The organism is Brevibacillus ruminantium (genome assembly GCF_023746555.1).
Lineage (GTDB): Bacteria > Bacillota > Bacilli > Brevibacillales > Brevibacillaceae > Brevibacillus > Brevibacillus ruminantium.
Genome location: NZ_CP098755.1, coordinates 3,563,152 through 3,589,397 on the forward strand (window position 1 = coordinate 3,563,152; position 26,246 = coordinate 3,589,397).

Annotated in this window: 41 protein-coding genes; 2 read left to right on the forward strand and 39 right to left on the reverse strand. The window is 48.5% G+C overall.

The genetic code is table 11. The annotated features are described in order from the left end of the window. Window positions 1-346: 346 nt before the first annotated feature. Window positions 347-1,198, reverse strand: a complete 852-nt coding sequence (locus tag NDK47_RS17665; RefSeq protein ID WP_251871064.1) for a phage antirepressor KilAC domain-containing protein — start codon at window positions 1,196-1,198, stop codon at window positions 347-349. A gap of 18 nt (window positions 1,199-1,216) precedes the next feature. Next, window positions 1,217-1,510, reverse strand: a complete 294-nt coding sequence (locus NDK47_RS17670) for a helix-turn-helix domain-containing protein (protein ID WP_251871065.1) — start codon at window positions 1,508-1,510, stop codon at window positions 1,217-1,219. Between the two features lie 141 nt (window positions 1,511-1,651). On the opposite strand from NDK47_RS17670, the gene NDK47_RS17675 reads away from it, so the two are divergent. Together NDK47_RS17675 and NDK47_RS17680 are read left to right on the forward strand one after the other, a co-directional pair. Then, window positions 1,652-2,083 carry a helix-turn-helix domain-containing protein gene (locus NDK47_RS17675; RefSeq protein WP_251871066.1) on the forward strand — a complete coding sequence of 144 codons (432 nt, stop codon included), beginning with the start codon at window positions 1,652-1,654 and terminating at the stop codon, window positions 2,081-2,083. A 236-nt stretch (window positions 2,084-2,319) separates the two neighbouring features. Continuing rightward, entirely contained in the window at window positions 2,320-2,499 is a 180-nt protein-coding gene (locus NDK47_RS17680; RefSeq protein WP_122958930.1) for a hypothetical protein, read from the forward strand. 258 nt (window positions 2,500-2,757) lie between these two features. On the opposite strand, the gene NDK47_RS17685 is transcribed toward NDK47_RS17680, so the two are convergent. The 37 genes from NDK47_RS17685 to NDK47_RS17865 all read right to left on the reverse strand — a co-directional run bounded on the left by NDK47_RS17685 (window position 2,758) and on the right by NDK47_RS17865 (window position 26,238). After that, complete coding sequence (locus tag NDK47_RS17685; RefSeq protein ID WP_251871067.1) at window positions 2,758-3,219, reverse strand: phage tail assembly chaperone; 462 nt, start codon at window positions 3,217-3,219, stop codon at window positions 2,758-2,760. Window positions 3,220-3,230: 11 nt separating this feature from the next. Next, window positions 3,231-3,683, reverse strand: a complete 453-nt coding sequence (locus tag NDK47_RS17690) for a hypothetical protein (protein ID WP_251871068.1) — start codon at window positions 3,681-3,683, stop codon at window positions 3,231-3,233. Then, on the reverse strand, window positions 3,684-5,021 hold the full coding sequence (locus tag NDK47_RS17695) for a phage tail sheath subtilisin-like domain-containing protein (protein ID WP_251871069.1): 1,338 nt from the start codon (window positions 5,019-5,021) through the stop codon (window positions 3,684-3,686). Between the two features lie 2 nt (window positions 5,022-5,023). Continuing rightward, complete coding sequence (locus NDK47_RS17700; protein ID WP_251871070.1) at window positions 5,024-5,218, reverse strand: hypothetical protein; 195 nt, start codon at window positions 5,216-5,218, stop codon at window positions 5,024-5,026. Beyond that, window positions 5,218-5,682, reverse strand: a complete 465-nt coding sequence (locus NDK47_RS17705) for a hypothetical protein (protein ID WP_251871071.1) — start codon at window positions 5,680-5,682, stop codon at window positions 5,218-5,220. Before NDK47_RS17705 ends, NDK47_RS17700 begins: the two co-directional genes overlap by 1 nt. Beyond that, window positions 5,682-6,164 (reverse strand): HK97 gp10 family phage protein, encoded by a 483-nt coding sequence (locus tag NDK47_RS17710; RefSeq protein ID WP_251871072.1) that lies wholly within the window; start codon window positions 6,162-6,164, stop codon window positions 5,682-5,684. Before NDK47_RS17710 ends, NDK47_RS17705 begins: the two co-directional genes overlap by 1 nt. Further along, the gene (locus NDK47_RS17715) at window positions 6,164-6,490 is read right to left on the reverse strand and encodes a hypothetical protein (protein ID WP_122958924.1); all 327 of its coding nucleotides are present in this window, start codon (window positions 6,488-6,490) and stop codon (window positions 6,164-6,166) included. The genes NDK47_RS17710 and NDK47_RS17715 overlap by 1 nt, the downstream gene beginning before the upstream one ends. After that, entirely contained in the window at window positions 6,487-6,867 is a 381-nt protein-coding gene (locus NDK47_RS17720) for a head-tail connector protein (RefSeq protein ID WP_251871074.1), read from the reverse strand. Before NDK47_RS17720 ends, NDK47_RS17715 begins: the two co-directional genes overlap by 4 nt. Next, window positions 6,833-7,045: a hypothetical protein gene (locus tag NDK47_RS17725; RefSeq protein ID WP_251871075.1), complete on the reverse strand. Its 213-nt coding sequence runs from the start codon at window positions 7,043-7,045 to the stop codon at window positions 6,833-6,835. Before NDK47_RS17725 ends, NDK47_RS17720 begins: the two co-directional genes overlap by 35 nt. Window positions 7,046-7,062: 17 nt before the next feature. Next, a complete protein-coding gene (locus NDK47_RS17730; protein ID WP_122958922.1) occupies window positions 7,063-8,007 on the reverse strand; it encodes a phage major capsid protein in 945 nt (314 codons plus the stop codon). 1 nt (window position 8,008) lies between these two features. Further along, on the reverse strand, window positions 8,009-9,286 hold the full coding sequence (locus tag NDK47_RS17735) for an XkdF-like putative serine protease domain-containing protein (RefSeq protein WP_122958921.1): 1,278 nt from the start codon (window positions 9,284-9,286) through the stop codon (window positions 8,009-8,011). A 19-nt stretch (window positions 9,287-9,305) separates the two neighbouring features. Further along, window positions 9,306-10,133 (reverse strand): phage minor head protein, encoded by an 828-nt coding sequence (locus NDK47_RS17740; protein WP_251871076.1) that lies wholly within the window; start codon window positions 10,131-10,133, stop codon window positions 9,306-9,308. After that, window positions 10,126-11,577: a phage portal protein gene (locus NDK47_RS17745; RefSeq protein ID WP_251871077.1), complete on the reverse strand. Its 1,452-nt coding sequence runs from the start codon at window positions 11,575-11,577 to the stop codon at window positions 10,126-10,128. Before NDK47_RS17745 ends, NDK47_RS17740 begins: the two co-directional genes overlap by 8 nt. Further along, on the reverse strand, window positions 11,577-13,025 hold the full coding sequence (locus NDK47_RS17750; RefSeq protein WP_251871078.1) for a terminase large subunit domain-containing protein: 1,449 nt from the start codon (window positions 13,023-13,025) through the stop codon (window positions 11,577-11,579). The genes NDK47_RS17745 and NDK47_RS17750 overlap by 1 nt, the downstream gene beginning before the upstream one ends. Beyond that, a complete protein-coding gene (locus NDK47_RS17755) occupies window positions 13,000-13,629 on the reverse strand; it encodes a hypothetical protein (protein WP_251871079.1) in 630 nt (209 codons plus the stop codon). Before NDK47_RS17755 ends, NDK47_RS17750 begins: the two co-directional genes overlap by 26 nt. Window positions 13,630-13,721: 92 nt before the next feature. Then, complete coding sequence (locus tag NDK47_RS17760; RefSeq protein WP_251871080.1) at window positions 13,722-13,955, reverse strand: hypothetical protein; 234 nt, start codon at window positions 13,953-13,955, stop codon at window positions 13,722-13,724. A 136-nt stretch (window positions 13,956-14,091) separates the two neighbouring features. After that, window positions 14,092-15,027 (reverse strand): DNA cytosine methyltransferase, encoded by a 936-nt coding sequence (locus NDK47_RS17765; RefSeq protein ID WP_251871081.1) that lies wholly within the window; start codon window positions 15,025-15,027, stop codon window positions 14,092-14,094. An 88-nt stretch (window positions 15,028-15,115) separates the two neighbouring features. Beyond that, on the reverse strand, window positions 15,116-15,679 hold the full coding sequence (locus NDK47_RS17770; protein WP_251871082.1) for a ParB N-terminal domain-containing protein: 564 nt from the start codon (window positions 15,677-15,679) through the stop codon (window positions 15,116-15,118). A gap of 221 nt (window positions 15,680-15,900) precedes the next feature. Continuing rightward, window positions 15,901-16,395, reverse strand: a complete 495-nt coding sequence (locus tag NDK47_RS17775) for a hypothetical protein (RefSeq protein WP_251871084.1) — start codon at window positions 16,393-16,395, stop codon at window positions 15,901-15,903. 69 nt (window positions 16,396-16,464) lie between these two features. Beyond that, the gene (locus tag NDK47_RS17780; protein ID WP_251871085.1) at window positions 16,465-16,785 is read right to left on the reverse strand and encodes a hypothetical protein; all 321 of its coding nucleotides are present in this window, start codon (window positions 16,783-16,785) and stop codon (window positions 16,465-16,467) included. A 264-nt stretch (window positions 16,786-17,049) separates the two neighbouring features. Next, complete coding sequence (locus NDK47_RS17785; RefSeq protein ID WP_251871086.1) at window positions 17,050-17,214, reverse strand: hypothetical protein; 165 nt, start codon at window positions 17,212-17,214, stop codon at window positions 17,050-17,052. A gap of 190 nt (window positions 17,215-17,404) precedes the next feature. Beyond that, entirely contained in the window at window positions 17,405-18,043 is a 639-nt protein-coding gene (locus NDK47_RS17790; RefSeq protein WP_251871087.1) for a response regulator transcription factor FixJ, read from the reverse strand. An 80-nt stretch (window positions 18,044-18,123) separates the two neighbouring features. Beyond that, complete coding sequence (locus NDK47_RS17795; protein WP_251871088.1) at window positions 18,124-18,495, reverse strand: hypothetical protein; 372 nt, start codon at window positions 18,493-18,495, stop codon at window positions 18,124-18,126. 34 nt (window positions 18,496-18,529) lie between these two features. Then, window positions 18,530-19,042, reverse strand: coding sequence for a hypothetical protein (locus NDK47_RS17800; RefSeq protein WP_251871089.1), 513 nt, complete (start codon window positions 19,040-19,042; stop codon window positions 18,530-18,532). Window positions 19,043-19,075: 33 nt separating this feature from the next. Continuing rightward, window positions 19,076-19,462, reverse strand: coding sequence for a hypothetical protein (locus tag NDK47_RS17805; RefSeq protein WP_251871090.1), 387 nt, complete (start codon window positions 19,460-19,462; stop codon window positions 19,076-19,078). Further along, window positions 19,462-19,908, reverse strand: coding sequence for a YopX family protein (locus tag NDK47_RS17810; protein ID WP_251871091.1), 447 nt, complete (start codon window positions 19,906-19,908; stop codon window positions 19,462-19,464). The genes NDK47_RS17805 and NDK47_RS17810 overlap by 1 nt, the downstream gene beginning before the upstream one ends. A gap of 20 nt (window positions 19,909-19,928) precedes the next feature. After that, complete coding sequence (locus tag NDK47_RS17815; RefSeq protein WP_251871092.1) at window positions 19,929-20,246, reverse strand: hypothetical protein; 318 nt, start codon at window positions 20,244-20,246, stop codon at window positions 19,929-19,931. After that, complete coding sequence (locus NDK47_RS17820; RefSeq protein ID WP_251871094.1) at window positions 20,243-20,887, reverse strand: hypothetical protein; 645 nt, start codon at window positions 20,885-20,887, stop codon at window positions 20,243-20,245. The genes NDK47_RS17815 and NDK47_RS17820 overlap by 4 nt, the downstream gene beginning before the upstream one ends. Before the next feature lie 219 nt (window positions 20,888-21,106). After that, window positions 21,107-21,370: a hypothetical protein gene (locus NDK47_RS17825; RefSeq protein ID WP_251871095.1), complete on the reverse strand. Its 264-nt coding sequence runs from the start codon at window positions 21,368-21,370 to the stop codon at window positions 21,107-21,109. Between the two features lie 34 nt (window positions 21,371-21,404). Further along, window positions 21,405-21,545 (reverse strand): hypothetical protein, encoded by a 141-nt coding sequence (locus tag NDK47_RS17830; protein WP_251871096.1) that lies wholly within the window; start codon window positions 21,543-21,545, stop codon window positions 21,405-21,407. A gap of 203 nt (window positions 21,546-21,748) precedes the next feature. Next, a complete protein-coding gene (locus tag NDK47_RS17835; RefSeq protein WP_251871097.1) occupies window positions 21,749-22,576 on the reverse strand; it encodes an MmcB family DNA repair protein in 828 nt (275 codons plus the stop codon). 22 nt (window positions 22,577-22,598) lie between these two features. Next, entirely contained in the window at window positions 22,599-22,943 is a 345-nt protein-coding gene (locus NDK47_RS17840; protein ID WP_251871099.1) for a hypothetical protein, read from the reverse strand. Window positions 22,944-23,100: 157 nt separating this feature from the next. Beyond that, window positions 23,101-23,727, reverse strand: a complete 627-nt coding sequence (locus tag NDK47_RS17845; protein WP_251871100.1) for a hypothetical protein — start codon at window positions 23,725-23,727, stop codon at window positions 23,101-23,103. Window positions 23,728-23,764: 37 nt separating this feature from the next. Further along, window positions 23,765-24,340, reverse strand: a complete 576-nt coding sequence (locus tag NDK47_RS17850) for a hypothetical protein (RefSeq protein ID WP_251871101.1) — start codon at window positions 24,338-24,340, stop codon at window positions 23,765-23,767. 42 nt (window positions 24,341-24,382) lie between these two features. Next, window positions 24,383-24,580: a hypothetical protein gene (locus NDK47_RS17855; RefSeq protein WP_251871102.1), complete on the reverse strand. Its 198-nt coding sequence runs from the start codon at window positions 24,578-24,580 to the stop codon at window positions 24,383-24,385. A 36-nt stretch (window positions 24,581-24,616) separates the two neighbouring features. After that, window positions 24,617-25,399, reverse strand: a complete 783-nt coding sequence (locus tag NDK47_RS17860; protein ID WP_251871103.1) for a hypothetical protein — start codon at window positions 25,397-25,399, stop codon at window positions 24,617-24,619. 38 nt (window positions 25,400-25,437) lie between these two features. Then, entirely contained in the window at window positions 25,438-26,238 is an 801-nt protein-coding gene (locus tag NDK47_RS17865) for a hypothetical protein (protein WP_251871104.1), read from the reverse strand. Window positions 26,239-26,246 lie beyond the last annotated feature (8 nt).

A 26,246-nucleotide genomic window follows, 5' to 3' on the forward strand; every position in this document is an offset into this window, starting at 1 on the left:
TATGTAAAGGGCGTTGCCCGGGTTTGTTATGAGTTCATCTTCTGGTCCCGCCAAGAACTAAGAAGATGGACTTTTTTATTTTTGTTTTGCTCGCTCCCATTCCCTCTTCCTCGATTAGACTTTGTGCAGGTACTGCAAATCACTTTTGTAGAGTGGAAGCACCCTTCATTCAACACACTCAAAAGCAATTCATTATCAACAACCAACTCTTTGTTGCAACTCGTGCACTGGGTAAAAAGTGAGTTTTCATAAAACTGAACCTTAATTTCTACGCCATCGCTGATTTTGACCTTCGTATAAAACACATTTCCCACCACCTTTTTTCCTCGCAAATTCACTTTTCTTATTACGCTACATTCCCGTCTTTGAATTTGTTGATGAAGTAAATTTGACCCTTTCCTGTAACCTTTGTTGTCTTTCTGACCTTAACGCTACCATCTGGAACTGTAATACTGGTCGTTTTTACTTCAAACAGCCCCATCTCCATAGCACGCTGAGTCGGGGTATTCCAGCGATCCCCCTTTGTTTTCATTAGATACCCTTCTTGACGCAAACGTTCGAATAGTCGATTCGGTCCGATATTGACCCCATTTTGTTTTAAAAGTTTTGCGAGATCACCAATCAGAATTGTATCTTCGGACGTTTCAAGAGCTTCTGCAAAAATTAGTTTGGGTTTATCCTGCTCGATCTTCTGTTCCAACTTTTCGATGTGGATATCTTTTGCTTCAAGCAACTTATTTGCTTCAACTAAAGCCAAAGCAATAAATTTTTGAGGATCTCGGGGGATGTTCAAGCCTTGCTCAATTTCCTCCCTCATTCGAAAATAGCCATCAAGAATTTCCTCGTATTTATCCCATGCTAGTTCATCATCAAAGATTTTGAGTAATTTAGCATAACCACGCTCTGACAAAAGATAAATGTTGTTTGCGCGATTTAAGCTATTTTGATTAAAGATTCCGTGGTTGACCAAATCAACCTCAAATTGACTTCCCTTTAGATCGAGGATATCAACACCATCTGTGAATCGCTTGCGATTATTGTTTATGGCCTGATTAACAAACTTTGTTTCCTTTTCATGAATTTCTGCAATATGTTTAACAAGCATTGCCTTCTTGCCTTCACCAAATCCACCAAAAATTTTGGGTACGATTACTCCACATACCTTGGTGGTTCCCGTAATTTTGAAAACTGTGCCCATCTTCCATCCTCCCGCAATTTAATTAGCTACTGCGTACCTTCTAGCCAATTCTTGCAATATTTCTGATGGTACTTTTTCTTGGTAAGCAGCCACAAGTAGTTCGGATTCATCGATATTTAGTAGGTTAGCCAGTTCTCGGTTCAATTTATCATTTGGAGACGGCGGCATTTTCCCTGTTTTAAGTTTACTTAGGTATGATGGAGTAATCTTAATGCCGCGTTCTCCAAGTTTTTGAATTACATCGCAATCCTTCCAACCTTTTTCAAATCTAATTTTCGCTAATCCTTTACTTAAGAGTTCGTAATATCGCATAATAAACTCACCACCTTTCTTTAATTAAGCAGAATTATTACCCATTTTCAATTACTACAGTGTTATTACTTTGGTAATACTTCTTGATTAGATAATATTTCTATTTTCTTGATTTGTCAATATGCTCAAGGAGGCTTCTTCATGTCTGAAAAACCATATGCAAAGTTTGCAGAAAAGCTTGTTACACTAAGGAAAAAGGCAAACCTGACCCAATCAGCTCTTGCAGATAAAATTGGAATATCTCAGGCATCCATAGCTCAATACGAAACTGGTAATCGCTTACCAGAAACACCCGTTTTACTCGATCTATCCCGACTGTTTGAGATCGATTTGAATGAATTGGTTGGGAACGATAAAGTATTGAAAACAATTAAAATCTGCCCCGGGTGTGACTACCAATTCCATAAAGACCACGCAAAATATTGTATACAGTGTGGATCAAAGTTGCTCGATGAGTGTCCTGAATGTAATAACCCTCTTGACTCAGCTATTCAATTATTTTGCGCTTATTGTGGCCACAAACTACGAGAAAAACGTATCGATGAATTAAATGACGATGATTTACCCTTCTAAAGCTAGATTCACATCTAATAGATTTCTTCTACAACGAGTTCAGGCTCGTTTTTAAAATGATATATAATCCAAAAATAATAAATCCACCGTATTAAAAAGACGCTCCTAAACGAGAGCGTCTTTTCGTGTTTTTCCCCAGCCGTCACCCGCTCGGGAGAAGGGAGAAGGAGCGTCCTTCTCCGACAGGATTATCCACCTTTCCCGTTGAATGGGAACTACGGAAGGTGGTGAGACAAATGAAAGAGATCGATTTTCAAGCTATTGAAGAAGCGATCATACAAAAACACATCAACTCACTCAAAAATCCAGAGAGTGAATTTGCTGTGTCAATGACAAAATTAGCAGCACGACTGGCTACGTATGCCGTAATGGAGTATCACAAGCAGCTTCAAGCGACTCGGTCAGAGACTGAATAACGCTTTTCTTTACCTTTTCAGACAAAATTGGATCTTGCATCACCTTAATGGTTGTGTGGATGTCGGTTGCACGCTGATTTGCAATCTCTTCTCGCACGATTTCTCGAATTCGTTGTTCAGTAAGGAACATTCGTTATCACCTCTCACGGAAATTTAATGATGGAGAAAGCTACTGCCTTGCCTTCTCCATCTCTTCTGCCTCTACTGCCTGGCATGCCATAATAAATAGCTTTTGCATATATAAATCAACTTCGTATTCTACGAGATCGACTGGTCTTCCACGTCCGTTGAGGAATGCCCGACAGAGGTGGCTTGCTTCTCCGTCGGTTCGGATGAGTTTTTTAGGTCTTCCACGACCTCTTGTTCAGACTTAATCTTGGCGTTTACCTCATTGACCTTTTCAAGCAGCGCCTGGTATCCCGCTGGATTCCGTTCAAACAGTTTGACTACCAAGTCAAATTTGTCCTTTGCCCTGTAGGCAGTCAACAGTTCTTTGTTATTCCATGGGAATTCGTGTTCCGTCGCCTTTACGATCCGAACATCGTTGTACCGGAAAGAGTCAAAACGACCGTTTGCATCTTCAGCCAGTCTAAAGCATTCGCGATTTTCCGGAAGCGTAAGCTCACGGACATGCCACTCATCACCATCGATTGTAACGGAGCCAGTACGGCGCTGTACCGGCTCCTGAGCCTTGGCCAAATACTTCTCCAACTTACTCATGAAAACTCCCCCTATTCGGTGTAGTCAGGCAGTTCGTCGAGGTAATCAGGCTTCTCGTTCGACATGCCTTTGATTTCGTACGTCGCGTTGTCGTTACCGTCCGCCTTCGCTTCCCAAAGAGTCAATTCTTCCGGATTGAGCACGATGTTGGAAATGCGGACGCGCTCGGTATTGCCGCCCTCTTTGTCGAGCGTTTCCCCAATTAGGAAAGGCAGTACCGGCGTTTTCCCTTTGGTGAGCTGATTTACGCAGTAGTATTTCAGTGCTGCGTTTGTAGCCGTGATGGTCAAAGTTACTTCAACGTGCCATTCATTGACGGTTTGGATTTTCCCTTTTTGCAGCCGGACGGTATCCCCGTACTCCACCTTGAGGATGAACTTGCCCTCCAGGGTGCCGTAAATCGGGTCGCCGTTGTCGTCGTAGACTTGGCAGTTTTTCAGCTTAATATCGCGTGCGATAGCCAATTACAGCACCTCCCAATCAATGTCGAAGTACTCGATGGCATCCAGCGGCTTGGCGGACAGGAGGAAGCCCCTACGATCACCCACGCCGTTTTTGAGATCCGTAAATGTCCACCCAGTGTCGATCGCCCCCTGCTGTTCACGGATCTGCATATACGCCTGGCCCGCGCCTACGAAAACCGCGCCGCCCAAGTCATTGTTGCTCAGCTTGCCCTTGTACTTCTTCCCAACGCTCATCAAGTCGTTCACAATCTGATCCAGCGTCATGCTTACGCGGATTTTCCCGTAATCCTCACGGTCATTCGACCCGAGCACCGACAGCGTATTGACCGCACTCTCGATGATGTACACGTCGCCGTCCCGGGTCGCGATCAGGGTACCGGTACTTAGCGCGTTCAGGATTTCCGTGTAGCCCCAGTCCTTCAGCGCTTTTTTCAATGGAACCACGACGGCTGTCAGCGACTCATGCGCGGGCGTCGCCGCGATCATTCCGGCCACCCACGCCGCCCATTGCAGACTGCCATACGTCTTGCCGTTGTTGTGTTGGCCCGCAATCGCGCAGTTGACGACATACCGGGCGTTTTGTGCTACGGAGCGCTCCACGTGCTTTTCCATGTTTCCGTCGTCGTTGCTGTTTCCGCCGATGACCAGCGTGCTGAGCTTTTTGTTTTTCGTGCGGCGATCGCCCATAAACTGCTTGGCCGCCGCTTGGATCGCAGGGTCATCGAACGGAAGGTACATGGAGTCAAAGTCAGCGCCGGATACCGCCGTGAAAAGCGCGGTGCTGTCGGCAGCGGTCAACGTTGCATTCCCGCTGGCCCCGCCCTGCAACTGAGTTTCATCCTGGTCAGCGACCGCAGTTGTTCCGAGCTTTGTTACCCGGACATAACTCGACTGAGCCGTTTTTGTCACCAGCTCGTCAGTACCTGCAAAGGAGAATTTCTCAGTTTTGATCGGCCCCTTAACCTGCAGTTCCTTCTTCCCGGGCTCCGCCGTGGAGGCTCCAATGGATACTTTCATGTCGTTCCCGCGTAGGCCCGGGTACAGCGCCTCAATTTTGATGGCGTCGGGCTGCGTATAAGACGCTCTTGCAGCCGCCCCGTTGGTCATGCGGTAGCCAATGATAGTAGCGCCCCCCTCCGCTGCCAGCTCAATTGTGTCTACTTCTCCGAAGGTTTCCGCAATGCGCTCGTCATAACCGGTCATCTTGACCATAGTGTTCGGCGCTCCCCACTCCGCTTGATAAGGAACAAGGACGACGCCACTCTTAGGCAGTACGCGCTCCTGTGCTTTTGCGATCAAATCTACGGTTGCGCCTGGACGCTCACGTTGAATCGTCATCGTTATTCACCCACTTTATATTTGGCAAGCCGGCGCTTTACATCGGACTCGGCTACCAGTTGATTGTCTTTCACATCAAAAAGAGCGCCTGCCAGTTCGAACCTTTCGGCTTTGAAACTGGCTGCGCTCTCTATCCACTTCTGTTTTGTTCGCTTTGCTTCGGGAGCCTCCGACTTCCGCTCTTTTCGGACAGTCACTAGGACCAATCCTCCTCGATTTCAAATGTGTTGATTTTCTCCACCTGCGGCCGTGGGATGGGTATGGTGTACTCGAATCGGAAGGTTATCTCCGTTCGATCTTTCTTATCGGACCGGACCCGGAAAGTTGTATTGTCAATGTTAATAAACAGGCCGTCCGTTTTGCCACGGTAGCTGTACCGTTCCCTGCGAAAAAGTTGACGCAAAGGCTCGGTGGAAATCGGCTCGTATACTTCTTGTCCGCCGATCTTCTTCTTTCGATGATGCAACACGATCCCAGCGTCGGAGATGATTTTGTACGACGTCAGAGTGTTGCCTCGTTCCGTTACTTCCTGAGTCTGAATGAACGCGATCGGCGGTTGGAATTTGGCTGAAAGCCACACGTCCAAGCTGTCCAGGATGGCCAGATCAGGATACGCCTCATTGATCAGGTCGATTATGCAAGACAATTCACGGTTCTCCATCACTTCACCATCCTTTCTAGTTCTGCTTGTATCAGTTTTTGCAGTAGTGCCTGCATGCCACCCTGGAAGTCTTTCAGAGCGATGTCAAAATACTTCCGCCCGATGAACGAACGCGGGCGTACCATAAACCCGCCTTTTGCATCTGGATCATAGATGAACTTGCCCACTCCGTTCCAGTAGCCAGGCACGAAATAGCTTTTATCGATCGTATATCCATCGTTCAGATATTCCGAGTATGGCAGATTGGAGCCAACTTCCAAGGTAAGTGTGTTTCTGTCAGCATCAAACTCCCAGACGTTCCCTTCGCCACCCTGCGTAAAAGACTGCCACAACCCGCCAGTATCGATCAGGTCCTGACGTTGAATTTCGTCAACAACGTGATTCAGCAGTTCTTCTCCAAGCTGGTACATAATTCTTTCAAGAGCTTGGGGGACATTGCGATTCAGCTTCTCTATTCGTTTTTGAAATTCTCGGAAGTCCACTATTCGGCACCTCGCTTTTCCTGTAGGGCCACTACAGCCAGAAAGCGACGGCCGGGAACCACGTCAACCACCACAAAGTCGCCACGACCGGACAGTTCCAGGACATCATCCTTGCGAACATCCTCGCCTAAAAGAAACCCGAGAGTCGCCTTGTATTCCCATTCCACTGGGTCGGCGTTTGCTGGACGTTGCCAAGACGACTCTACGGCCCGTATACAGCCCATTATGGAACGGGGTGGCAATTCCACCGAGGTAACCCTGTTGCGCTCATCCCGCCCTGTTTCCGTTCGTTTTAGAACGATCAGATCATTCATTCGATGGTTCATAGTATCATCGCCGTAACGTTGCCGCCTTGGCTTTGCTCCGCAGTAAAACACATCCATTGCCGGAGTAGAGAATCGACCAGCGGGCTCCCCGTGGTGACGGCAGCTCTTTCAATCGACCAAGAATATCCCTGATCGCTCTCCGCTGTGATTCCGCGGGCTTCCGCGCCCAGCGTTTCGTCATTGTCTGTCAGGGCCATGGCCTCAACCAGACGAAAATGAGCTACCTCAAGGCGACTGTCGTTGTCTACGAAAGGTCGGGTGGTAAACAATTCGATACGGACCTTAGCTTCGTCGATGAGATAGGAAAGCCGCTCAGGTGTCATGTCCTCAACGGCCCTCGTGCTACTCTGCTGCTTTACCTTCTCCGGTGTCAGCATGTTTACCGCCTCCCCGCCCGGCCTTCTTCTCCTCTACGGTTTCGAGGTCGTCATAAGCTGTAGTCAGTTGTTTTGCCTCTTCTTCAGGGACCTCGTACGTTTCACCGGCATAGAAAAAGCGCCCGCCACCGATATGCAAAGCGCCTTTTTCATGCTTGTATTTGATTATTTTGGCCACCGCTCATAACCCCTCTCTTACAGCTTTGATCCAGTCATCCAAGCGACTGCTTCCGGCTCCAAGACCGCTGCATCAGCATAGCCGAACAGAATATGATAAGTCGCATCTTTAATGGCTGCCGTGGCTCCGTCTGCTGTACGTTTATAGCGAAGGTCCCGGGTGAATACCGGCACTAGGTTGCTCAATGGCGTCAAGGCAACGAACCCAGTTTGCAATGATTGCACTACTTCGATTGGGTAGCCAGCTATCTCTGTCAATTTGCCGTTTACCAGCGTGACGTCACCGAGTGCGGTTTGGCGTTTTTGAATGAGCGCTACCAGCTTTTGATACGTCCGGCGCGGCATGATCCATGTCAGGTCGGTCATGTTCAGATACTTTTCATCCAACAAGAGGACGTGGTTGACGAAATCATCAATCGTTGGTTCGTTCGTGCCCAGGTCCGTTTTCAGGGTGGACGCTTTCATCTTCTTCACGAAGCCATCCAAAACAGACAAAAACGGATCAGGGGTAGTCCCGTCTGCCGATTTTGCCGTTGTATCACCATTGAAGAGTAGGTCTTGCATGTCAACGCCGAACTGTCCTTGTACCAGATCGATCGTCTTTGTTTCGACATCATCCCCGCGGGCAGTGTCGTTGTACCATACGTCATCGTCTTTCAACCATTCATCCCAGAATACCTTTTTCACGGCGTACGGTACTTCTGGAGTGGAGATGCTACCAGTACCCGTTGGTTCCTCAGTTCCGGTATGCTCCCGAATCTGGCGGGACTTCACTTTCAATCTTTGCAGCTTACCTGCAGGCGTGTCCGTGAATTTGGTATTCAGTTTTGGTAGCGTGGTCGCCTTTTTCAAGGTGTCCACAAGGAAAGCTTCCGCTTCTTTTTTCGGCATGGGCAGATCGATCGACTTGCGAATTGTCGCGAGCTGCTGCTCTTTCGAAATCAGTTGGTTGTTTGTTGGCATCTTATTGACCTCCATTCATGAGTCGGATGTAGCTGGGTACCTCACTCTTTTCAACCGTCTCTCCAGCTGCTGGCGGTTGGCCGCTTGCACCGCGGCTATTTTTTACAAGCTGCAGGTCAGCAGACAGAGTCTCTACCTGTTTTGTGATTGGTTCCAGAGCCTTTTGAATGGCTTGCGTGAGCGCGTCATCCACGAGATTGGCCGTAGCAGTCGTCTCTCCTCCCTCCTCTTTCTTCAACTCAGAAACCTCGGTTTGCAGATCCTGCAGTTGCTTGGTGATCGGGGCCAATGCCGCCGTCACCGCTTTTTCGATGTCTTCTTGTTTCACTTCTTCTTCCTCTCCTTTTGGTTGGGCTTTTTCACGTAGGGTTGAGAGTGCGGCAATTGCTTCCTCGACTGCTTGTAAATTGGCAGAAGACAGTACCTTGCCAGCTTTTTTCACAGCTTCCAAGCGCTCTGGGAAGTCATCTGACTTTACAATCTCACTGTCAGTCGGCCACTGAGCTGCTAGGGCAACAGCCACTATCTTATACTCGTCAATGGTCTTCCCGATGGCCTCAGCTTTATCTGTGATTTCAGGATCGTTTAAAATCTCACGCATGGTATCTGTAAAGGCCCATTGCGAATCGTACCACTTGTCTTGGATATCCCTAGCCGCGATCCGACTTTTAAACGATTGCACCGCTTTAGCAATCGGGGAGGGTTTCATTCCCGGCAACATTTCCTGCAACGCCTTTTTGATTGCATGCAAAAGCCCCTTCTCTACCGTTTCCTCTTCGGTACCAGAAGGAGCTTCCTCCACTTTCTCGCGCTTACCGATTCCCCACATGGAGAAACCCGTGATTTCGCCTTTTTCAATTTGTTGCCAAGTATCTGAATCCGTTACCTTCACCCCAGCCACCCAAGACCCCTTTTTGATCTCCTGATCGCCAAGTTCCATGTTAATGGGAGCAATATACGACTCCACAACATAACCCTTGTCAGCATCAAGGTCGTGCTGCTTGTCGATATTGTGAGTATGCTGGCTTTCCATGAAGGCGTGGGCTGCTTTCTCGATTTCCTCGGCCGTCATAAAGTCGCCATGTGCGTCCACGACTTCCGGCTCATAAACCACACCGTACACGATCTGCTTCGCTTTGTCAGCTTTGGCTATCGTGATACTCTTCTGCACCGGCTCTTTGCCCTCTTCCTTGATAATCGCAAATGGCCGTCCGTTTGCCCCCTTATCAACCAATGAGATGTGTGTTATCTTTGCGTCTTTCAAAGCATACTTTGGCATTTTTTTCACCCCCTTTCTATCAAAAAACTGCCTGCATTGTGCAGCGACATTTCACAATTTGTTTCGCGCTTCCTGCCGGGTCCCCTGGATACATCAGCTTTTCACCTCCCACTTTAAAAGGCTTGTCAATATCGACAGTCTGACCGTTTGCCTCTCGATGATCTTTTCTTGTCCGCTTGTTGTTCGCGGAGCGCCAGCGCTTTTTCTTGACGAGACCGGACTGTTTCCAACCTTCCAGCTTACCGCCATTAGCCGCAGCCGTAGAAAGTGTGCGTGAGACGGTTACGGCTCTCGTCATGCTGAACGGCCCTTCTTCCCCGCTGGCTGCCTGCTTGCTTACCTCTTTAACCAATACAGCCCGCTCAGCAGGAGTCTTTCCTGTCTCGATAGCACGCTTGAAAGAACGGATCATGTGATCGGCTGTTGTCCCATTCATGGCCGGAACCAGTTTTTTCAGTCTTTTGGCAAACTTGGCCGCAGCTTTGTTTTCCTGCTCCCATTTGGCATCCGTATTAATCCCGGCTGCTTCTGATTCTCCTGCAAGCTGAAAGAGCGGCATGAAGGCGTTGTAAACAGCCTCCTCAAACTTCTCCTGAAAAAAGTCGCCTGACTGAACCTGCATAATCACTTTCCAGAGCTCATCGGCGTGGACGACCAGTTCGTCACTTAACTCCTGAATGGATTCGTCGAGTGCCTTTCCCTGCAACTCCAGCAGATCAGCAATCGATTCCTCTCCGTCCTTGTACAGCTTCTCCAGCAGTGCTCGCTCGGCGTGATTCAGGTCCAGGCTGTCCAAAAACTCATCGTCATCAGCCTTTGCGATAAGATGCAAGCATTGATCACACATGATGCTTCTCCCTCGTTTCGCGGAGCAGGCGCTTTGCGATTGTGGCCAGTTGTTCTTCCGGATCTTCTTCTGTTGCAAACGGTGTGAATGATGATGTCAATTGAGCAATCGGCGTATCCAGATAGCCAGCTGGGAAACGAGCCTCGTCAAGGACTGTTCCCAGTACTTCTTCTGCAATCGGGATCAGGTCACGAACAACCAAGATGCCCCTGTCGGCCAGGTAATCCAACATCGCCTTTCGCTCATCTGGGTCGGAAATCTTCGGCCCGCGAAGCACAGCTTTTACCCGGTAGACACCGATGGAAGGAAACAGCCTTTTGTTGAAAATTTCATTCATGAGCCAGACCCGGTAAGGAATGAATACCTGCTCCTCTGCGATTCGCCGCGCGTTATCACTCGTTGCGCGGTTGTAATCTTCAGATTCCCCTGTAAGGATCGGCGGCAGCCGGAAAGCAGAGCGTATCTCTATACGTTTGTCCTTGTTGTATTCACTGAACAGCGCATCTTGCTGAAGAAGGTCGTTGAGCTTGTCCAGCTTTACTTCGGTTTTCTCCTTCTCGTCGCCGGTGAGTCCCTTCTCAAACCCCTCAACTTCCAAATACAGAATACCGCCTTGAGATTTTTGTCCTCTGGCATTTCGTATTGCTTCAATTGATTGAGGTGTGAGTTGACCGTTAATAACCGACAGCAACATGGAAAGCATACGGCCATCTTCAAAGTAATTCAGATTCAATTCTTCTGCCCGACGGCTGCCGAGGATACCAGGAGTGTTTCCAGCCCAACGAGGCTCGCCGTATACTCCGTTCCCAAGTTTCAGGTGAATGACTTCGTTCTCAGTCCCTGGTGAGCCGAACTCGCGGAACCAAACGATGTTGTTCCCGCGCTTTTGAGCATAACGTCGGACCCACTTCTCCTGAGTGAACTCTTCGACTTTCCCTTGAACCAGCCGCTTGTACTTCATGGTTACCTTCGTCTGCTCCGCAGTACACCGCATATTTTGTGGTGGTATTCGGTAAAGTGCCGGCAGGCCGCCGCCGCGGGCAACCTCTATATAGGCGTCGCCACAGGATTCCAAGTCATCGACCAGCTCGGCAAGCAACTGCTCAATTGATTTTTCAAGGTTAGCCGTTTGAAGGAACCGCTCCGCGATATCCCATTCAGCCTTAGCAGTTTTATCGCTCTCGTTCGGCATATATTCAAGAGCACAGCCGTACCCGGTTACGTTGGTCTTGTACGCCTCGATGCACTGGGGAATAATGCTGCTTTGCTTTACAACAGCAAAAAGTGCTGCCGGGGTGACCTCCGGTACGATTAGGCCGTGCTGCTCGTAGTCGCCTTTGAACTTGTCCGCGGGCAACTGCTGACTCGCTGGTGCCTCTTCCGCTTTGCCAATGGGTATCCATTGTGCACGGCTTCCTGCACTCTCGGCTGCCAAGTCACTCATTATATCCATCCTCCTCTCGCCTTTTGTCGTCTCTCTTCCCTCTTCTGGCTAAGCTGCACCATAAGCCAATCGTTGTACAAAGCGTATCGTTTTGCGTCCTGAGTGTGGTTGTCCTTGTCAACTGGCTCTTCAAGAGTTACCCCTTTTTGCTCCTTGTACTTGTAGTTGCCAGTCTCCTTGATCGTATGAACGAGTGACCGTGCAACGTAGAGGTTGGGGCGTCCGGAAGACTCTTTCACCTTGTACAAACTGGAGACTCGACGAATCCCTGGGCCGATCGCATTCTCGGCTGGCTTCACCGGCAATTTATAGCGGCGGTAAGTAGAAATATCCCCGGGCTCGGATGGATCCGCCCAAATTACCTCCATGGGGTACTTCTTATTCAATTCCAAGTACCGCCTTACCAAGCAATCCTCCAAGTTCCCTTTATCGTCAACCACCAAAACGTTCGTCTGGTGGCAGTAGCTTTCCTCAATGAGAAAGTAGTCTTCGTCAGTACATCCAACGACAAGAAGCACAGCCGGGTCATTCCAGCCATGGTCCATCCCACCGATGTACCGCTTAAAAGTCACTTCCCTTTCCTCTCCACGTGGGAAGGTCACACGAAACAAACGGCGTGCCAGATCGATCGGTTGGATATCGACACAGTGGATGCTCCGGTCAAACTCCTCATAAACCTGGCCGTGGAAGACGTTGAACTTCGCATAAATTTCACGCTTCACGTATCGTTCAGGGTACGTCTCGATCATCCTCTGGATGTTCTTTTGCAATTCAGGGATGGGATTGTCCTTCGACGTCCAGTAGAAGTTTCGCCAGTCGGGGTCATTCTGATAGCGATCCTCTTCCAAGCCAGCATCAATGAACTGGCCGCGCAGCACTATCTCCTCTGCAAACCAGTTGATTCCCTCGGGCGTTGTTGTCCAAATTGACCACCCACCCTTATCTGCCAGAGCATAGGCAAGGTAACCAGACCATGTCTCTGGCTTCATCTTCGATGCCTCATCGAGCCAAACACCATTGAGGCCACGACCTACGAGTTTCTTGGGATTCTCGGCGGACTTGAATCGGATCAGGACGTACCCCTTCAACCAGACAAAATTTCCGGACGCGTTCCAGGTATCGATCATATCTTCCGGGATGACCTGTGAAAGCTCTTCCTGTTGAATCTCGGACATGTTGTAGTCGGGGGCTACACACCAGTATTCCAGCCGTGGCTTTGGCTTCTTTACCTTCTTCAAATTGAGAGGGGGCTTATATGGCAACCCTTTCCCCGCCTCAATATCGGCCAGGATGTTATCGAAGAATTTCCGCGCACCAACATTCGTCTTCCCGCCCCGGCGGCCGCAGTTCATGACGACATTTCGAGCGTCGCACTCCATAACCTCAATCTGTTTATCGTGCGGGGTCCATCCATCGAAAGGATCAAGTTCGAGAGCTAGGTTTGTCACGCGACCACCTCCGCACCACGATATCCTGTTGAGGGCCACCACCATTGCTCAACAACTGCGCTTTGAGCTGGATAGCCTTCAGCTTTTTATCCTGGACTCTGGTCAGAGCTTCCTCCAGCGCAAGAATATCTTCGATCGCCCGAAACTCAGTTTCTTCAATTTCGGTTGTGGCCAGTTCATTTCTTGATAAGACGACCGTTTTTGTTTGGCCTGTCTTGTCGTCGTGAACCTGCACTGGTTCCTTTATGGTGACCCTCTCCTGAAGGACCCGGCGCTGCTTTTCCGTCAATCCTTCCTTCAAGTCACGAATGCGGAGCATCATTTCACGCTCACGCCACGAAAACAAGCGAATTTCTTCTTCCGCCTGTTGAACTGGATCAAGACTGATCCTATCAAGCACCTCGGCTTGTTCTGGAGTCAGAGCGTCCATCCAGATGGACTGGTATTCGCCCGTTTTGACCGCGTTGGTATTGCGTTGGGGAGCACCGCCGCCAGCACCGTGGAAACGGCACACATCCCATCCTGACTTTGCCCAGTTTTTGCATTGCTCGCCCCGTTGCTTACTTCGTGCTTTGCATCTTTGTTTTTCCGGGTTTCGCGCCATCTACATGACCACCACCTCACCACTCCATGGGGTTGTTTTTCAAAAAAAGAAGAGGCCAACTCGGCTCTCTCTTTTGTTCATTCTCGTATCTATCAGAGCTCACACTTTTGTAGCTCAATATCAAGTTCAATCAGCTTCTTCAGATCATCCACCGTTTTAATTTCGATGTGCCCGGATTGGAAGTCTTTGATCCACTTACCGATTGCGGCTTTCACGACTTTCCTATACTGCTCCTTGGATTCCAAGATACCTTGGACGACTTCGACCTCATGCTGTAGCAACAGGTCATTAGAAACAGAATGAGAACACTCGTTTGTATTTTTCATTGAGACACCCTCAGCTTTCCTGTAAAATGGAAAACGAGATAGCGAGTAGAGGAATCTGCGGCCGCAGGGTTTCGCTATCTCAGCCGGGGGTGTCCCGGGGTCTACGGGAGGGCGTTGGAGCGTCCTCCCTTTTCTATTATGCTATGGGAAGCCACTGATCATAGATTGCAGACGCAATCCCTTTCATCATCAACGGAGGGACAGACATACCGCAAACATATTGAACATCCGCACCCATGAAATCGTAGTCACGTGGGAATGTCTGAATGCGAATAATGTCCATATCGCTGATGTAATAAGGTTCATCATATCTGATAAAGCAAGAATTGCTCGCAATCGTGTTTGGTACTCGGTCATCCTTTACCAAAATGGAGTTGAAATTACTGACCTTACCGTTGATTCGTTCCGTAATATCCCCGAAACTGTCGTCCCGAGGTCTTCGATTTAACCACCTTTTGTATGTCAAGGTGTTTGGATCAAGTGGTCGCCCTCTTCCGGATCGAACCTCTTTATACAGCACGGGCCGTTCATGAAATTGTAGAACAAGCTTTGGCAGCTGGAGATCCTTTCGATGAGCAATGAAAAAAATACGTTCTCGCTTCTGAGGGACGCCCATCGTCGCTGAGTTCAACAAAAAAAGCTGAACGCGATAGCCCAGCTGCTCGAATCTCCGCTTTACCAAAGCGACATATCCTTTTGCCAGCCCAATGATCATTCCCCTGACGTTTTCGGCTACCACTACCCGCGGGCGAAGCTTCTCCACGACATCCAAAAAATCAAAGAACAGATCATCCAGCTTTTGCTTTGCCTGCCCTTCCCTGAAATGATGTTCTTTTCCCCATTTCTTCTCACGTTTACCCGCTGTCGAGAAAACGCTACAGGGCGGGGAGCCATCCAGAATATCCAGGTCAAATAGTTCCGCCGGCAGCTGATCATCAGGAATCTCTTTGAACTGCTGAATCGGCATCTGAAATGAGAAACGGGGATTTTGATTCCGCTTGTAAAGAGCCATCATCTGAGGGTCGATTTCTACGTTTCCTAGCACTTCATAGCCCGCCAGTTTGTACCCCATTGTCGATCCTCCACCGCATGAAAAACATGAAAACACTTTTCGCCCGTTCTTTGGAACGTGCGCCAAATCTGCCAAGCTCCAATCCCATTCACGCTTCATCTTCCGCATGCCCTTCCTCAAGGGGAATTGGATCTTTGGGGTTGAAGACGAAGCCGCACCGCGGGCACTGACATTCGAATTTATCCTCTGCGAAGTCGGCCAAATCCAACTCCTTATTGGTGAACTCCGCGTCAGCATCGCTCTTGAAAGTAAATTGCTCAATCAATTTGTTTGCTTCCTCCGCGTCAAAGCCAGTCAGTGCAATGTCCAGCTCTCCCTGTAGCTCTTCCAGGATGTGAGCAAGCTTTTCCTCATCCCAATCCCCCCTGATTTTGTTCAGAGCCAGATTGAGCACCTTCTCCTTGGTCTCGTCCAGATCGACGACAGAAACTTCAACCTCGGTAGCTCCCTGCTCGTTGACAAGGATTTTGAACCGCTGATGACCACCCACCAGGTGCCCGGTTCGCTCATTCCAAACGATCGGCTCCACATACCCGAAGTCTTCGATGGAGCGTTTCAGCTTTTCGTAATCGGGATCTCCCGGCTGAAGGTCAATCCGTGGATTGTACGGCGCCGGGTTGATCATCGAAACGGGGATTTTTCGTATGTCCACGCTGTTTCCTCCCCTCCGTGGCGATAGATGTAAGAATAAAGAATATTGCCAGACCCAAAACGGCTGAATCCCTTGCCCTGCAAGGCTTGAAGGCCATTTTTTGAGCGCTTCGAGCGTATCACTTTTTCCCCCAAAAAGTATACGTTTCGTATCGCTACCAAAAACGGGGTTGAGCCCTAGAGCCACAAGGTTTCTTGACCTGTTGGCATCTGGCACCCCCCCTATTCGGAATTCGGGTCTTCGCCGGCTTCTGTGGTCTCCTGTTTGAACAACTGCAGCAGGCTGGTATCCGCGGCCTTTCCGTTTAGCGAATACAGCGGGTTGATCGCCAACGCCGCCCTATTTCCAACTTCGGTCCACCGGAGAATTCGCTGCTCGATGAACGTCCTGACGATCTTCCTCGCCTGCGAATATGAGCAGTCAGCAATCCGGGCCAGATCCTTGATCGTGAGCGGCACTCCTTTCTGTCCGCGCTCATTGTCTCCCTGCAGGAGATTGGTTCCCTCACTGGCATACGGCGCGATCTTCAACAAAAAACCAGCCTCGGCGAGTGTCAGCTTTCTGAGCCGTCTCTTCGCCTTCTGGCTGGCTTTGATCTTCACGAATTTTGCACTGCGACCGGCAGGCCGGAACACTTTGACGATCTCGTCAGGGCGCCGGAGGATTTGCTCTTCATAGAATACCTCTCCCGTGTCCGGGTCAACGAATTGACGCACTACATGCTCACCACCTCACCAGCCCATTGGGTTGAATTGGGAATAAAAAGGAGCCCGAAGGCTCGTTGATTAATAATATTTGAAACTATGAACAATTAACTCTTGTAGAACCTCTTTCAGTGACTTAGGCTCTTCTCCAGACATTTCTGCATGTGCTTGCTCGAATTGCAATTGTTCATCAATATCTTTGGCACTAAGTTCAATCGTGACGTCGTGGATTTTAATTTTCCAAACAAGTTGAATATCGTCAACCAACTGAACATGAGCATCAATCGCGTCAGGAGAAACTTTTAATTCTTGCAATAGCCCATTTAATGCCGTTGTATATTGCACTCTTTTCTCTTTGTGGTCTTTAATTCTAGCTAGAATTTCATCCTTGAACGTTGACATATTACCACCTCCCTTCTTCCTACATCATTCGGCAAAAGGAAGTCGTTTCCTGTAACTATTTTACTATTTTCCCCACTTCCTCCGGCAGGGGCCTCCGCCACGATCCAAATCCTTAACCGCTGTGGTCACGGTAATTAGGAGGTAGTGCAGTCCGACAAGCATTTGCCCCTGCTTGTCGCCAATGGTACGCTGATCTGCACACTTGGGGCAGGATTGGCGTAATCGAATATGAGAAACACCGAACGGGGAGCGAAGTGGCCAGGCTCAATGACCTGCAGCCTTCAACCTCGCGCTAATCCCCGTGCGCTGCGCCTCCAATTTGCGCTGCCACTTGCGCTTTTCTTTCTCGCGGTGCGCAATCACGCATTCTTCCCAGTCCACGAGCTTGCCGTCTTCAGTCGTTGGCATCGTGATCTTTACGAGTTTCATTCCCATGGTTTCACCCCATGCAAAAAGCCACCCGGTTTTCCGAGTGGCTGCTGATTGAGCGAGAGGCCAACACCTTCGCGGTACCTCCGCCGACCGGGCTACCCCCGATCCCTGTCTTGATTGTACCATGCCTCTTACGCAGCCTGGTAAATCTGTCCAAAGTGTCCATTTTGTCTAAAGTGTCAACCTTTCACGCTGCCTCATTGTTACCGTACATCAGCCACGCCATCTTGATAATGACAGATCGTTTGATTTCGTAATAGCGCTGGCGACTGACTCCGATCTGGCGAGCGATAAAGTTGTTTTTCTCTCCGTCCATGATCGCATCTAGGACCGTTTTTTCCTTTTCGTCTGAGATGCGTTCCGCAGCCCGGTCAATACGTTCCACAGCCTCCTGCAGCTTCGCCAGACGCTTCCACTTTCTTTCCCTTCTGACCACCTCGGCGTGTGTTTTATCGCCGTTCTTGCCCTTTCCTTTTGGCTGTGATGCATCAATCCCGTATGCGCCTACTGTGCCCTCTCCTGCATCCTCCAGGTAGCCCTGCAGTCGGTCTATTTCGCGCAGCATGAAGTGATAATCCCTGAGTTCCTCTTCGGTGCGGTGCAGCCACTCCATGGCCGGTTCCATGTCTACAAAAGAGAGCTGCCCATCGTGATCCTTTAATCCTTGCTGACTGATTGTATGCTTGTCCCACTCTGGGCAGGTTTCGACTTTACCGACATGGAGGTTATGCACACTACAAACTGCCTTGTCACCCCAGCAAGTTGCGGGACACTTTTCGCAAACGGTTTCGATCAGCTTGCTTTTCTCTATAGTTCTTGTGCTCATCTTTCGTTCCCCCTCGCCTTTGCGGTATAATGGAGTTGCCAAACATCCATTCGCTCCCGGCAAGGGGGCTTTTCTTTTTTCTATAAGGCTCCTAACTCTTTCAGGGTATCTCGGGCGCGTTGGCCACCATCCCAAATGACAGGTAGCATATCCCTAAATACATCAATGTGGACTTCGACGCGCTGCCGCTCATATTGACTGTAGTTTGCGTACCACCGTAGTGCCTCGATCAACTTAAGTTCGCGTTCCCGAAACATCTGTCTTAGGTGCTCGTTATACACGAGTCCGTCTGTCAATTCTTCCGCAAGGTACTCAAAGGCTTGATCCACATTTGTAAGATGACCTGATTTGTCGATCGTCTCGCCGTATTTTTTTATACCCTTTTCGGTTTGCCGATCCAGACGGTCAATGATCGACTGCCTGTATGCCATACTCGTTACCTGGTCTTGCATATCTCGCCCTCCCATATACTCCCGAAATATTATGTTAAGCAGAATGCTTATGTTGGCTCTCCAGCCAATCTGCTCTAACCCGAAGAAATGTAGGTTCATCTACTTCAATCGCCCAAGTGTATCCTTCCCATTGGTTTTTTTCACGTAATTCAAAATAGTAGTCGTCGTTCATCAGAGGGTAAGCTGCCTTAATAGCGTTCATATCACTTATCGAAATGCCTAGATCCCAAATCAACATAGTAATGTTGTAATCTTCAAGTTCGTATATTTTAACGAACTCCTTCCACTGCTTTTGTATGTTTGAATTGCTTTTTGCTCTGTAAAACCCTTCCTTGTCAGGATTTTTTGTAAATTGATCCTGCAAGTGCTTCGGAGGACTCGCCATATATAGTTCGCGGCTATTGGTAGCTAAATTTTTGTCTACGTCACAGCCAAGTAGTTTGTCCATTGTGGGCTTGAGTTTTAGCCACTTATCTTGATAGGTCCACAACTTATTGAACAACTCCCATTCACGAGTACCTGGTTGGACTTTAAAATATCTTTTCATCCTCGCTTCCTCCTCATCACAATTTCTCTTTTGTTAAACTGCTGCAACAGCTTTTGCCTTAAGGAGGCCAATGCACACGCCATACGGAGCATCTGAGATTACCAAATTATCTGCCCACCGTTTACCCCAAACGATGTGATAACCGTTTGCCCGTGGCAAAATGTCGATATAGATCCCCTGCTTCCTTGCCTCCTCAACCAGAACGCCCATGCCTTCCCAAGTGGTAGAAAAGTCTGGTAATCGCCGGACGATAATTTGTCCTGTAACCGACTTCAATCCCTCTGGGCATTCTGCTGGAGCATCGTCTATGACATAATCAACTTCAATGTCATTTTCCGGGTTGAATTTAGCCGCAGTCGGTGTAATGTCCCACCCCAACGCTTCCGCAACTTTCGCATCCAACTCACGTCCTGCCTCCATTACTTGCCCGCCTCCAGCAGCTCAGGTTTTTCGTAAACGTTACCGACGATTTCACACTGTTCAAAGTTCATTTCTGATGCCGTGAATAAGTCGCCATCGTACTCAAACATCCACGCACAATCATCTTGACTCCATACGACTACATGAGCGTATTTCTCGTCAAATGATAAACTTTCAAGCAGTATGTCTGATTCATAAATCTCCTTGCCGTGCTTGTCCCGGAGGCCAGTGAATTGCATGATTACAGCATTCTCTACAACTTCCCAAACTGGCTGTTTCCAGCTCTCTCCGTGTTCATCCGTGATCTCCTGGCGTTCACTGAAGGTATGCAGCTTAAATTTCCCGTCCCAGTCGACTTCGAATTTGTGGTTACTTTTTGGATACACAGTGCTAATTAGCTTTTTTCCGTCCCACGCCCGAAACTTAATCTCACCTCTTGCTTGCATCCCGTTCCCCTCCCTTAACGTCATTCAATCCCGAATTTTTTGATTGCCTTGTGCTGGTAATACTCTTCGCCTGTTAATCTCTCGTACCAAACTCTATTTGACAGGTACACCTCCGGCAGCAGTCCCTCACGCTTGTCCTTCGATGTATCCCAGGCAACCAAGTTTCTGGCAACAATTCGCGCCAGGTCGCTCTGAACCAATTTCAACAGGGCATCAGCAGCTTCGTGTGGATCTAACAATAGAGCCGGTGCTTCGCCGACCTGGAGGAAGTAAATACCTTCCTCCGTGCGGATCAGGGTGTTGTCGTTCTGAAGCTTAATGCGGGCTTCGTTGATCATGCCGATTCCTCCTGTCGAAACTTACTAACTCGGGCAACGTATGAATCAAAGTGCTTTTCGATCCGTTCTTTGGCGATTTTTATTGCCATCTTGTATCGATCATGAGTTGCAATACGTCGACCTGCAGCAACGTCAGACACTACCCATGCCCCATAGTAGTGAGCAATGAAAAACTCGTATCCACGATATTGGAAGGCAGGCTCACCGATGATGGTTTGCCATTCCGTTGTACCGTCACCAAGCCTGACATGGATTTTGTACTCACGAGGATTTCTCAATCTCCTAATTGGCTGCTCTTTTTCCTTTCTTGGTTTTCGATTTCCGCGCTTCTTTGGCTTGTCTTTGTGGTTTAGTTTAAAATATTGGTGATATTTATCCATGTCGATGCCTGTCCATTCTTGCAGGTCTTGGATCGATTTATCGTAGAACTTTTTATATTCCTCGCTGAGACTCATGCTGCCCCAGTTGTTGATTTGGTCGTACCACCATGGCTGAAACTCGGTGATGTATTTCTTTGCAATATAGTCCCCAAACGTTTTGTCAACGCACCGGAAGTGAACCGGCTTCAACTTCGTAAAATCACCGCTGTTAATCTGGCGAGCAACGATCTTCAGAATCTTGTTTCGTTGGCGCTTTTTCATCCAATTCACCCTTTCAACCATCTAATAAATGTTGAGCCGAGGCACACCCGCACTCTATAGTCTTGGTCCCTATAAAGGATTTCTGAGTCCCGTTCATCCTGATTCATGCCAATGACTATCCTCGTCTGACCTTTCGGATTGCTGTATTTTTTCCAACATTCGATGTCTTTATGGGTCATGTTGCACCTCCACTGGGTACACACGTAATGGTTTGTTGAATCAATCAACAGGCTCATACGTCTCCTCAAAGATGTCTGGTTTACAAGGGTAAAACTCCCCTTTTACTCCGCGGATAATAATGTCCCCCGCACTTGCACGTACCGTACCTTCCAGTGTCTCAATGACGAGAATTCGTTCAGAAGGCGGAAAACTCGAATACTCCATCGCCAATGGCTTTTCTACGAAATCACACACTTCGTGATAGTTACTGCCATCCCATCTTATAGCGTCAACTACAACTGGCTTTTTGCGGTATTTGCCCATTTGACTTCCCACCTTTACAAATCGATTGTTTTGTTTAAGACCCTTGGTAATCGTCCTTAATCCTTTCGATCCGTTCAGCCCGGTCGATATCCTCAATCTTTTGGGCCAGGGATTTTTTCTTTTGACTCACCCAAACCATCGCCCTCCAAACCAGTCGATGGAGTCTGTCCAACATCTCTCTCACCCCATTTATCACATCGTGTGTTTTGTTGACCCCTCATACCTCTGGCAGTACTGGAGAACATATCTCCATTCGGCAACAGACGGCTTTACGTTACAATCACCGGACTTTTTACATGTGGCGCAAAGATGTTGTTCGTTGGCGTTTTGCCTTTGCTTGCTACTCTGAAACATTTCCGTCCCTCCCTATATCCAGAATTACCGTTGTGTATCAAGGAGCATGGTTGGCTGCTCCTGATTTGCGCTTACTTTCGCGAGTTTCTGTATCTCATCGGCCTCTCTTTTGATTCGCTCGACCGCGTGCAATATGTCCGGGTGGATGCTGTTCTCTAACATCTTCACCACTTCGTTTGTCCACCAGCGATACCGGACATTAATGCCTGCCTTCTCGGCAGCATCCTTAATCATGGCCAGTTGTTCTTCCTTGTTGCCGCCGTATCTCAGCTCATCTTCCAGCTCCTTAACCTTTTTCCTCAGCCCGCTGATTTCATCGAATAATCGTCCTTTAAATTCCTGGCCGATACGCAAACGCGCTTCTTTATTCGAAAGGTATGATTCAATCATCTCCCGTCGATCGCTGAAAAATGGATGGCGGTCTGATTCTATCCTGGAAAGCAGGATGTAATATAGCAGGTCAGCAGGCACTTCTATTAACCGATATTTGGCCGGTCTCTTCGTTACCAACGCGCCGGAGTCAGGGTAATACCAAATCAACCCGACTTCATCGGTCAACTCTTCCGGCTGGATTAACCCCTTCGGGCAAACAAAACTGAAGCAATGACAATGTGGCAAATACCCCGGCCACTTCTGATCGTTAAGGAAATCGGCGCGGCTGACTTTGACCTCATATCCGGTAAAGCGTGGTTTCGCCCAACTCCTCTTGATCGCAAACGCATCAAACTTTAGCAACTCCTTGTTTCCCCATGTCTGCCCGGTCTTTACCTCGGTGAGGAAAAGATCGTCGGTATGGCGTTTTGCCAGCGCTCGTTTGATTTCGTCCGCTCGAATATTTGTTTTACTCGCCATGCCTTTCCTCCCTACCGGTGTGTTAAGCGAATAACTCAGGTTCCAATTCTCGCAACAATCGTTCAGCGTCCGCTGGCGTGCCTTCACCGTTCACAACCCTTGTGCGCAACTCATCATCAATTGGCCCCCACAGCACCAGTTTTCCGTCCCTCCATTCGTCTGCGTATCCTTCGTTGTAAGCCAACGCCAAGATGCAAAATGTTTCATCGTCGCCATAGCTGTAAATTACCTCATCCGTAATTCCTACAGCATTAAGTTTCTTTCGGTTCTCCACGCTGTTCTCGACAAGGATGTATGGGCTATCGCCCCCGTTTATTTCGATCACTTCCAGACTGTTCAGTACATCAAGAACCGCTTGTTTATTCATCGTTTTTTCCTCCCCAGATTTCTTGGTAACATTCCCGGCAGCATTTCAATGTGTTGCCGTTTAGCTTATTCCGCATCTGTACGGCAGCGCTGTTTTTGCCGCACAGATCGCACAGTACCCTGCCGCATTTGCACGTTTTGGACATGTCTTCCCTCCCTTACCGTTGTGTTAATACCTCAAGTTCAGCTTCCAGATGCTTCACACAATCTTTCATCGAATGACTGATATAGCTTCCGTTTTTGTAGTATTTCAGATAGTTATCAACTACCTGATCGACTGTGTAAGTGTATTCTCGCTCAGCAACAAAACTCGCTACGTTTTGCCGAGCCTGTTCTTGCTCCATCCGAACCTTATCAACTTTTTGCTCCCTATAATCCTTTATCACGTTGCCTGCTTCATCAAAGTACCGCGTTTCCCACCAAGGATGGCAGTTCTCTGCATACCATCTGCCATCGAATACAACGTCCAGGTTGCAACTTCTGTTGCTTCCTACGATTGTTCCCATCTTCCCGGCTACTTCTATCCGCATCCCTTGATATGCGAATGGTATGTTTCGATACTCGCAATTCCGTTCAAATTGTTCCTTGTTACCAAAGAAGCTCTTTGCTGATGCAGGACCGACCTTGTGGCAGCTAACATGCTTCAAAAAATCCCGAAACTCAATATCCCAGAACTCACTCATGTACCGGAAATGCTCGTACTTTGCTTTGCCAGCTGTCTCAGCTACAACCGTCCGGCGTCCCCAGGTATCTTCCCCCTTGATTGCCAATTGCCACTCAAACATAGTCGCTGCTCCTTTCTTCCCTAACTATTTAGTAAAATCACGGGCTTGCTATCGCTGTTAGAACAACGCTGCTGCCATTGCAGGTTGGGCATAACCAGGATGCAATTCCTCTTTCGAGCTTGTAGCTATCTCCTTTGCAATCTGGGCATGTTTCCCGAATCGCAACCTTAAATTCATGCTTTCTTCCCTTGCGATCTCTAAAGAAAAGCTTCTTGCCCTTCAGAGCGTCCCTGATTCTTTCCTCTGTCACATGCATGTAGCCGAGTGGATTATCCCGTTCCCACAAATCAGTTCGCCCCTCGATATACCTGAACGCTTCGCACGTTCCTAAAGAGCAACCATTTACCTTGTCGTATTTCAAATCGTGGTCCTCTGATCGGCCGCATATGGAGTCGCAAAGTTCAGCCATAACCTCCCAGCCGCGCCCGCCAGTAAGCTTTTCCCTATCCACTTTAAAAACCCCACGGCATGATTTCGGCACTGTTTTGAAGGGGAACGCTTTTAAATTCCCCATGTTCGGTTTTGCAGTACATTCATACCATGTACCGTAACAAGTTCCATAGTCACCATACTCTGATTCTTCATGATAGTTTGCGCAGTTGGTGCATCCCATGTTTTCAACTCCTTTCTTCCCTACACATTGTGGTAAGTGCTCTTATTTCTTCGGAATGAAGTGCGCATCCATGACTACACGCACCTTCAGCTCGTCGCCCACTTTTTCCATGGAGATAATGTACCCCGTCTCCTCGTCGTAAGCACCCACCTCGTACCCGTCTTTTATCGCCTCGTGTATTTCAGGGCATTCAGATGTAAGGCGCTGCCAGTTTGTCATTAGAGTCTTGATTTCATCCATGCTCGTTCCTCCTCGTTTATCAAATTGAGCATTAAGTTAAACCGCCTGATCGTCAGGAAACTTACGCTTTTTGAAGTCAAACCCCATTCGTTCCAATTTACCTCGCACTCCAAGAGCGCTTTTCCCGAGCTTCTGAGCGATAGTTTCATATGAGTATCCCTGGCAAGCCATCTTTACAAGCTGTTTTATTTCTTCCGGAGTGTACTTGATATGGTTGTTCAGTCGTTCTGGCCTGAACTTAATGTTCAGATCGTACAAACGCCGCTTTATCGATGCCTCCGACCGGTTGAAGTGTGCTGCGAGCTTTGGATACGTCATTCCGGATAGCTTTACCATCTGTCGGAGTTGCTGATCCTCCGCTGCTGACCAGGCTACGGACTGCCACGTTTTCTGTGATCGTAGTTGATCAGCTGACCGCTTTACTTTCACCCATTCTGGTTCAGCCCCAAGCATACCCGGCTCCATTTTTGCGAAGTTTAGAAGCTCCTTGTGCTGTTCTGCCCACTTCCAGAAGTCATCGTAGGATATGACTTTTACCCTCATTTCCTGGACGAATAGCTTTTCTTTAACGGGCATTCCGTACTTGCGTATCCACACGTAGACCGTGTTGTAGGACTTGTCCAGCGCCTTCATAAGCTGGCTTATGGTTATTCCTTCATAGTGCAAGGTTGGGTCTCCTAGGCCAATTCGTTGGGCTTTCTGTTTGACTGCGCTTACGCTGCGACCGAGCTTCTTTACAATATGTCGGATGCTCACCGTCCCCCAGCTATCTTCAAGGTAAGCAATATCTTCTGACGTCCACGTTCTTCCGATCCCCACGCTTTTCTCCCCCTTGCTTAACATAATTTTTTCGTTTGTTAAGCAGATTGCTCTTTTGATGGATGGTTATTCTCATAGCATTCGGGGCAGACAATTATTCTGCTTTTCCCTTTCTGGTAGTAGCTATCAAACCGCTCCCCTTGGGCTATCGTTTCGCCACAATCTCGGCACGTTTTTACAGACAGGCACCTCCGGAGTTTCCAATCACTTGCCTGTTCCTCAGTGCTTTGCTGTTGTTCTGGCTCGTCGCTCGGTTCCACCTGCTCGACTAATTCCGTTGCCATGAACCTTGTTTGGAGTTTCTGCTGCTCATACTCATTCGCTTCCCGAACGGCCAGCGTTGTTTTGCAATCAAAGCAAGACACCGTTTTTCTATCTTCCTCAATGTAGTGATTAGCCTTGTGTCCGCACCGGCAGTAGTAACGGCATTTGAAGTATTCTTTCCCGTCCCGATACTTTGAGTATGGCCAACGACCTTCAACTGCCTCGTTAATGTCCTCTTTGCTGCTCTCCACAACTCCTTCTGCTGGTTGTTCTTTGGGTGCATCATCCGGAGCTGTAATGCCCAACGCTGCTGACAACTTCTCTGCCAACGGTTGCATAAGCGTCCGCTCGCTGTTGATTTTCTCGATTGTCTTAGAGATGGGTTTTTCAGCCGTCTGGATTCCCTTATGCTTGTCTTCAGACACGTTAGACACAATATTTGGTACTTCCAAAGGGCCGCTGCTGAAGAATCCGAAAATCTTGTTTATAGCAGACGTTGCATATTCGCTACTCGTGTTTTCCAGCATCAATGATGCGCTGGTGTCGCCCTTGGTGATAGACAGTTGTAAGTTCATATCCTCAT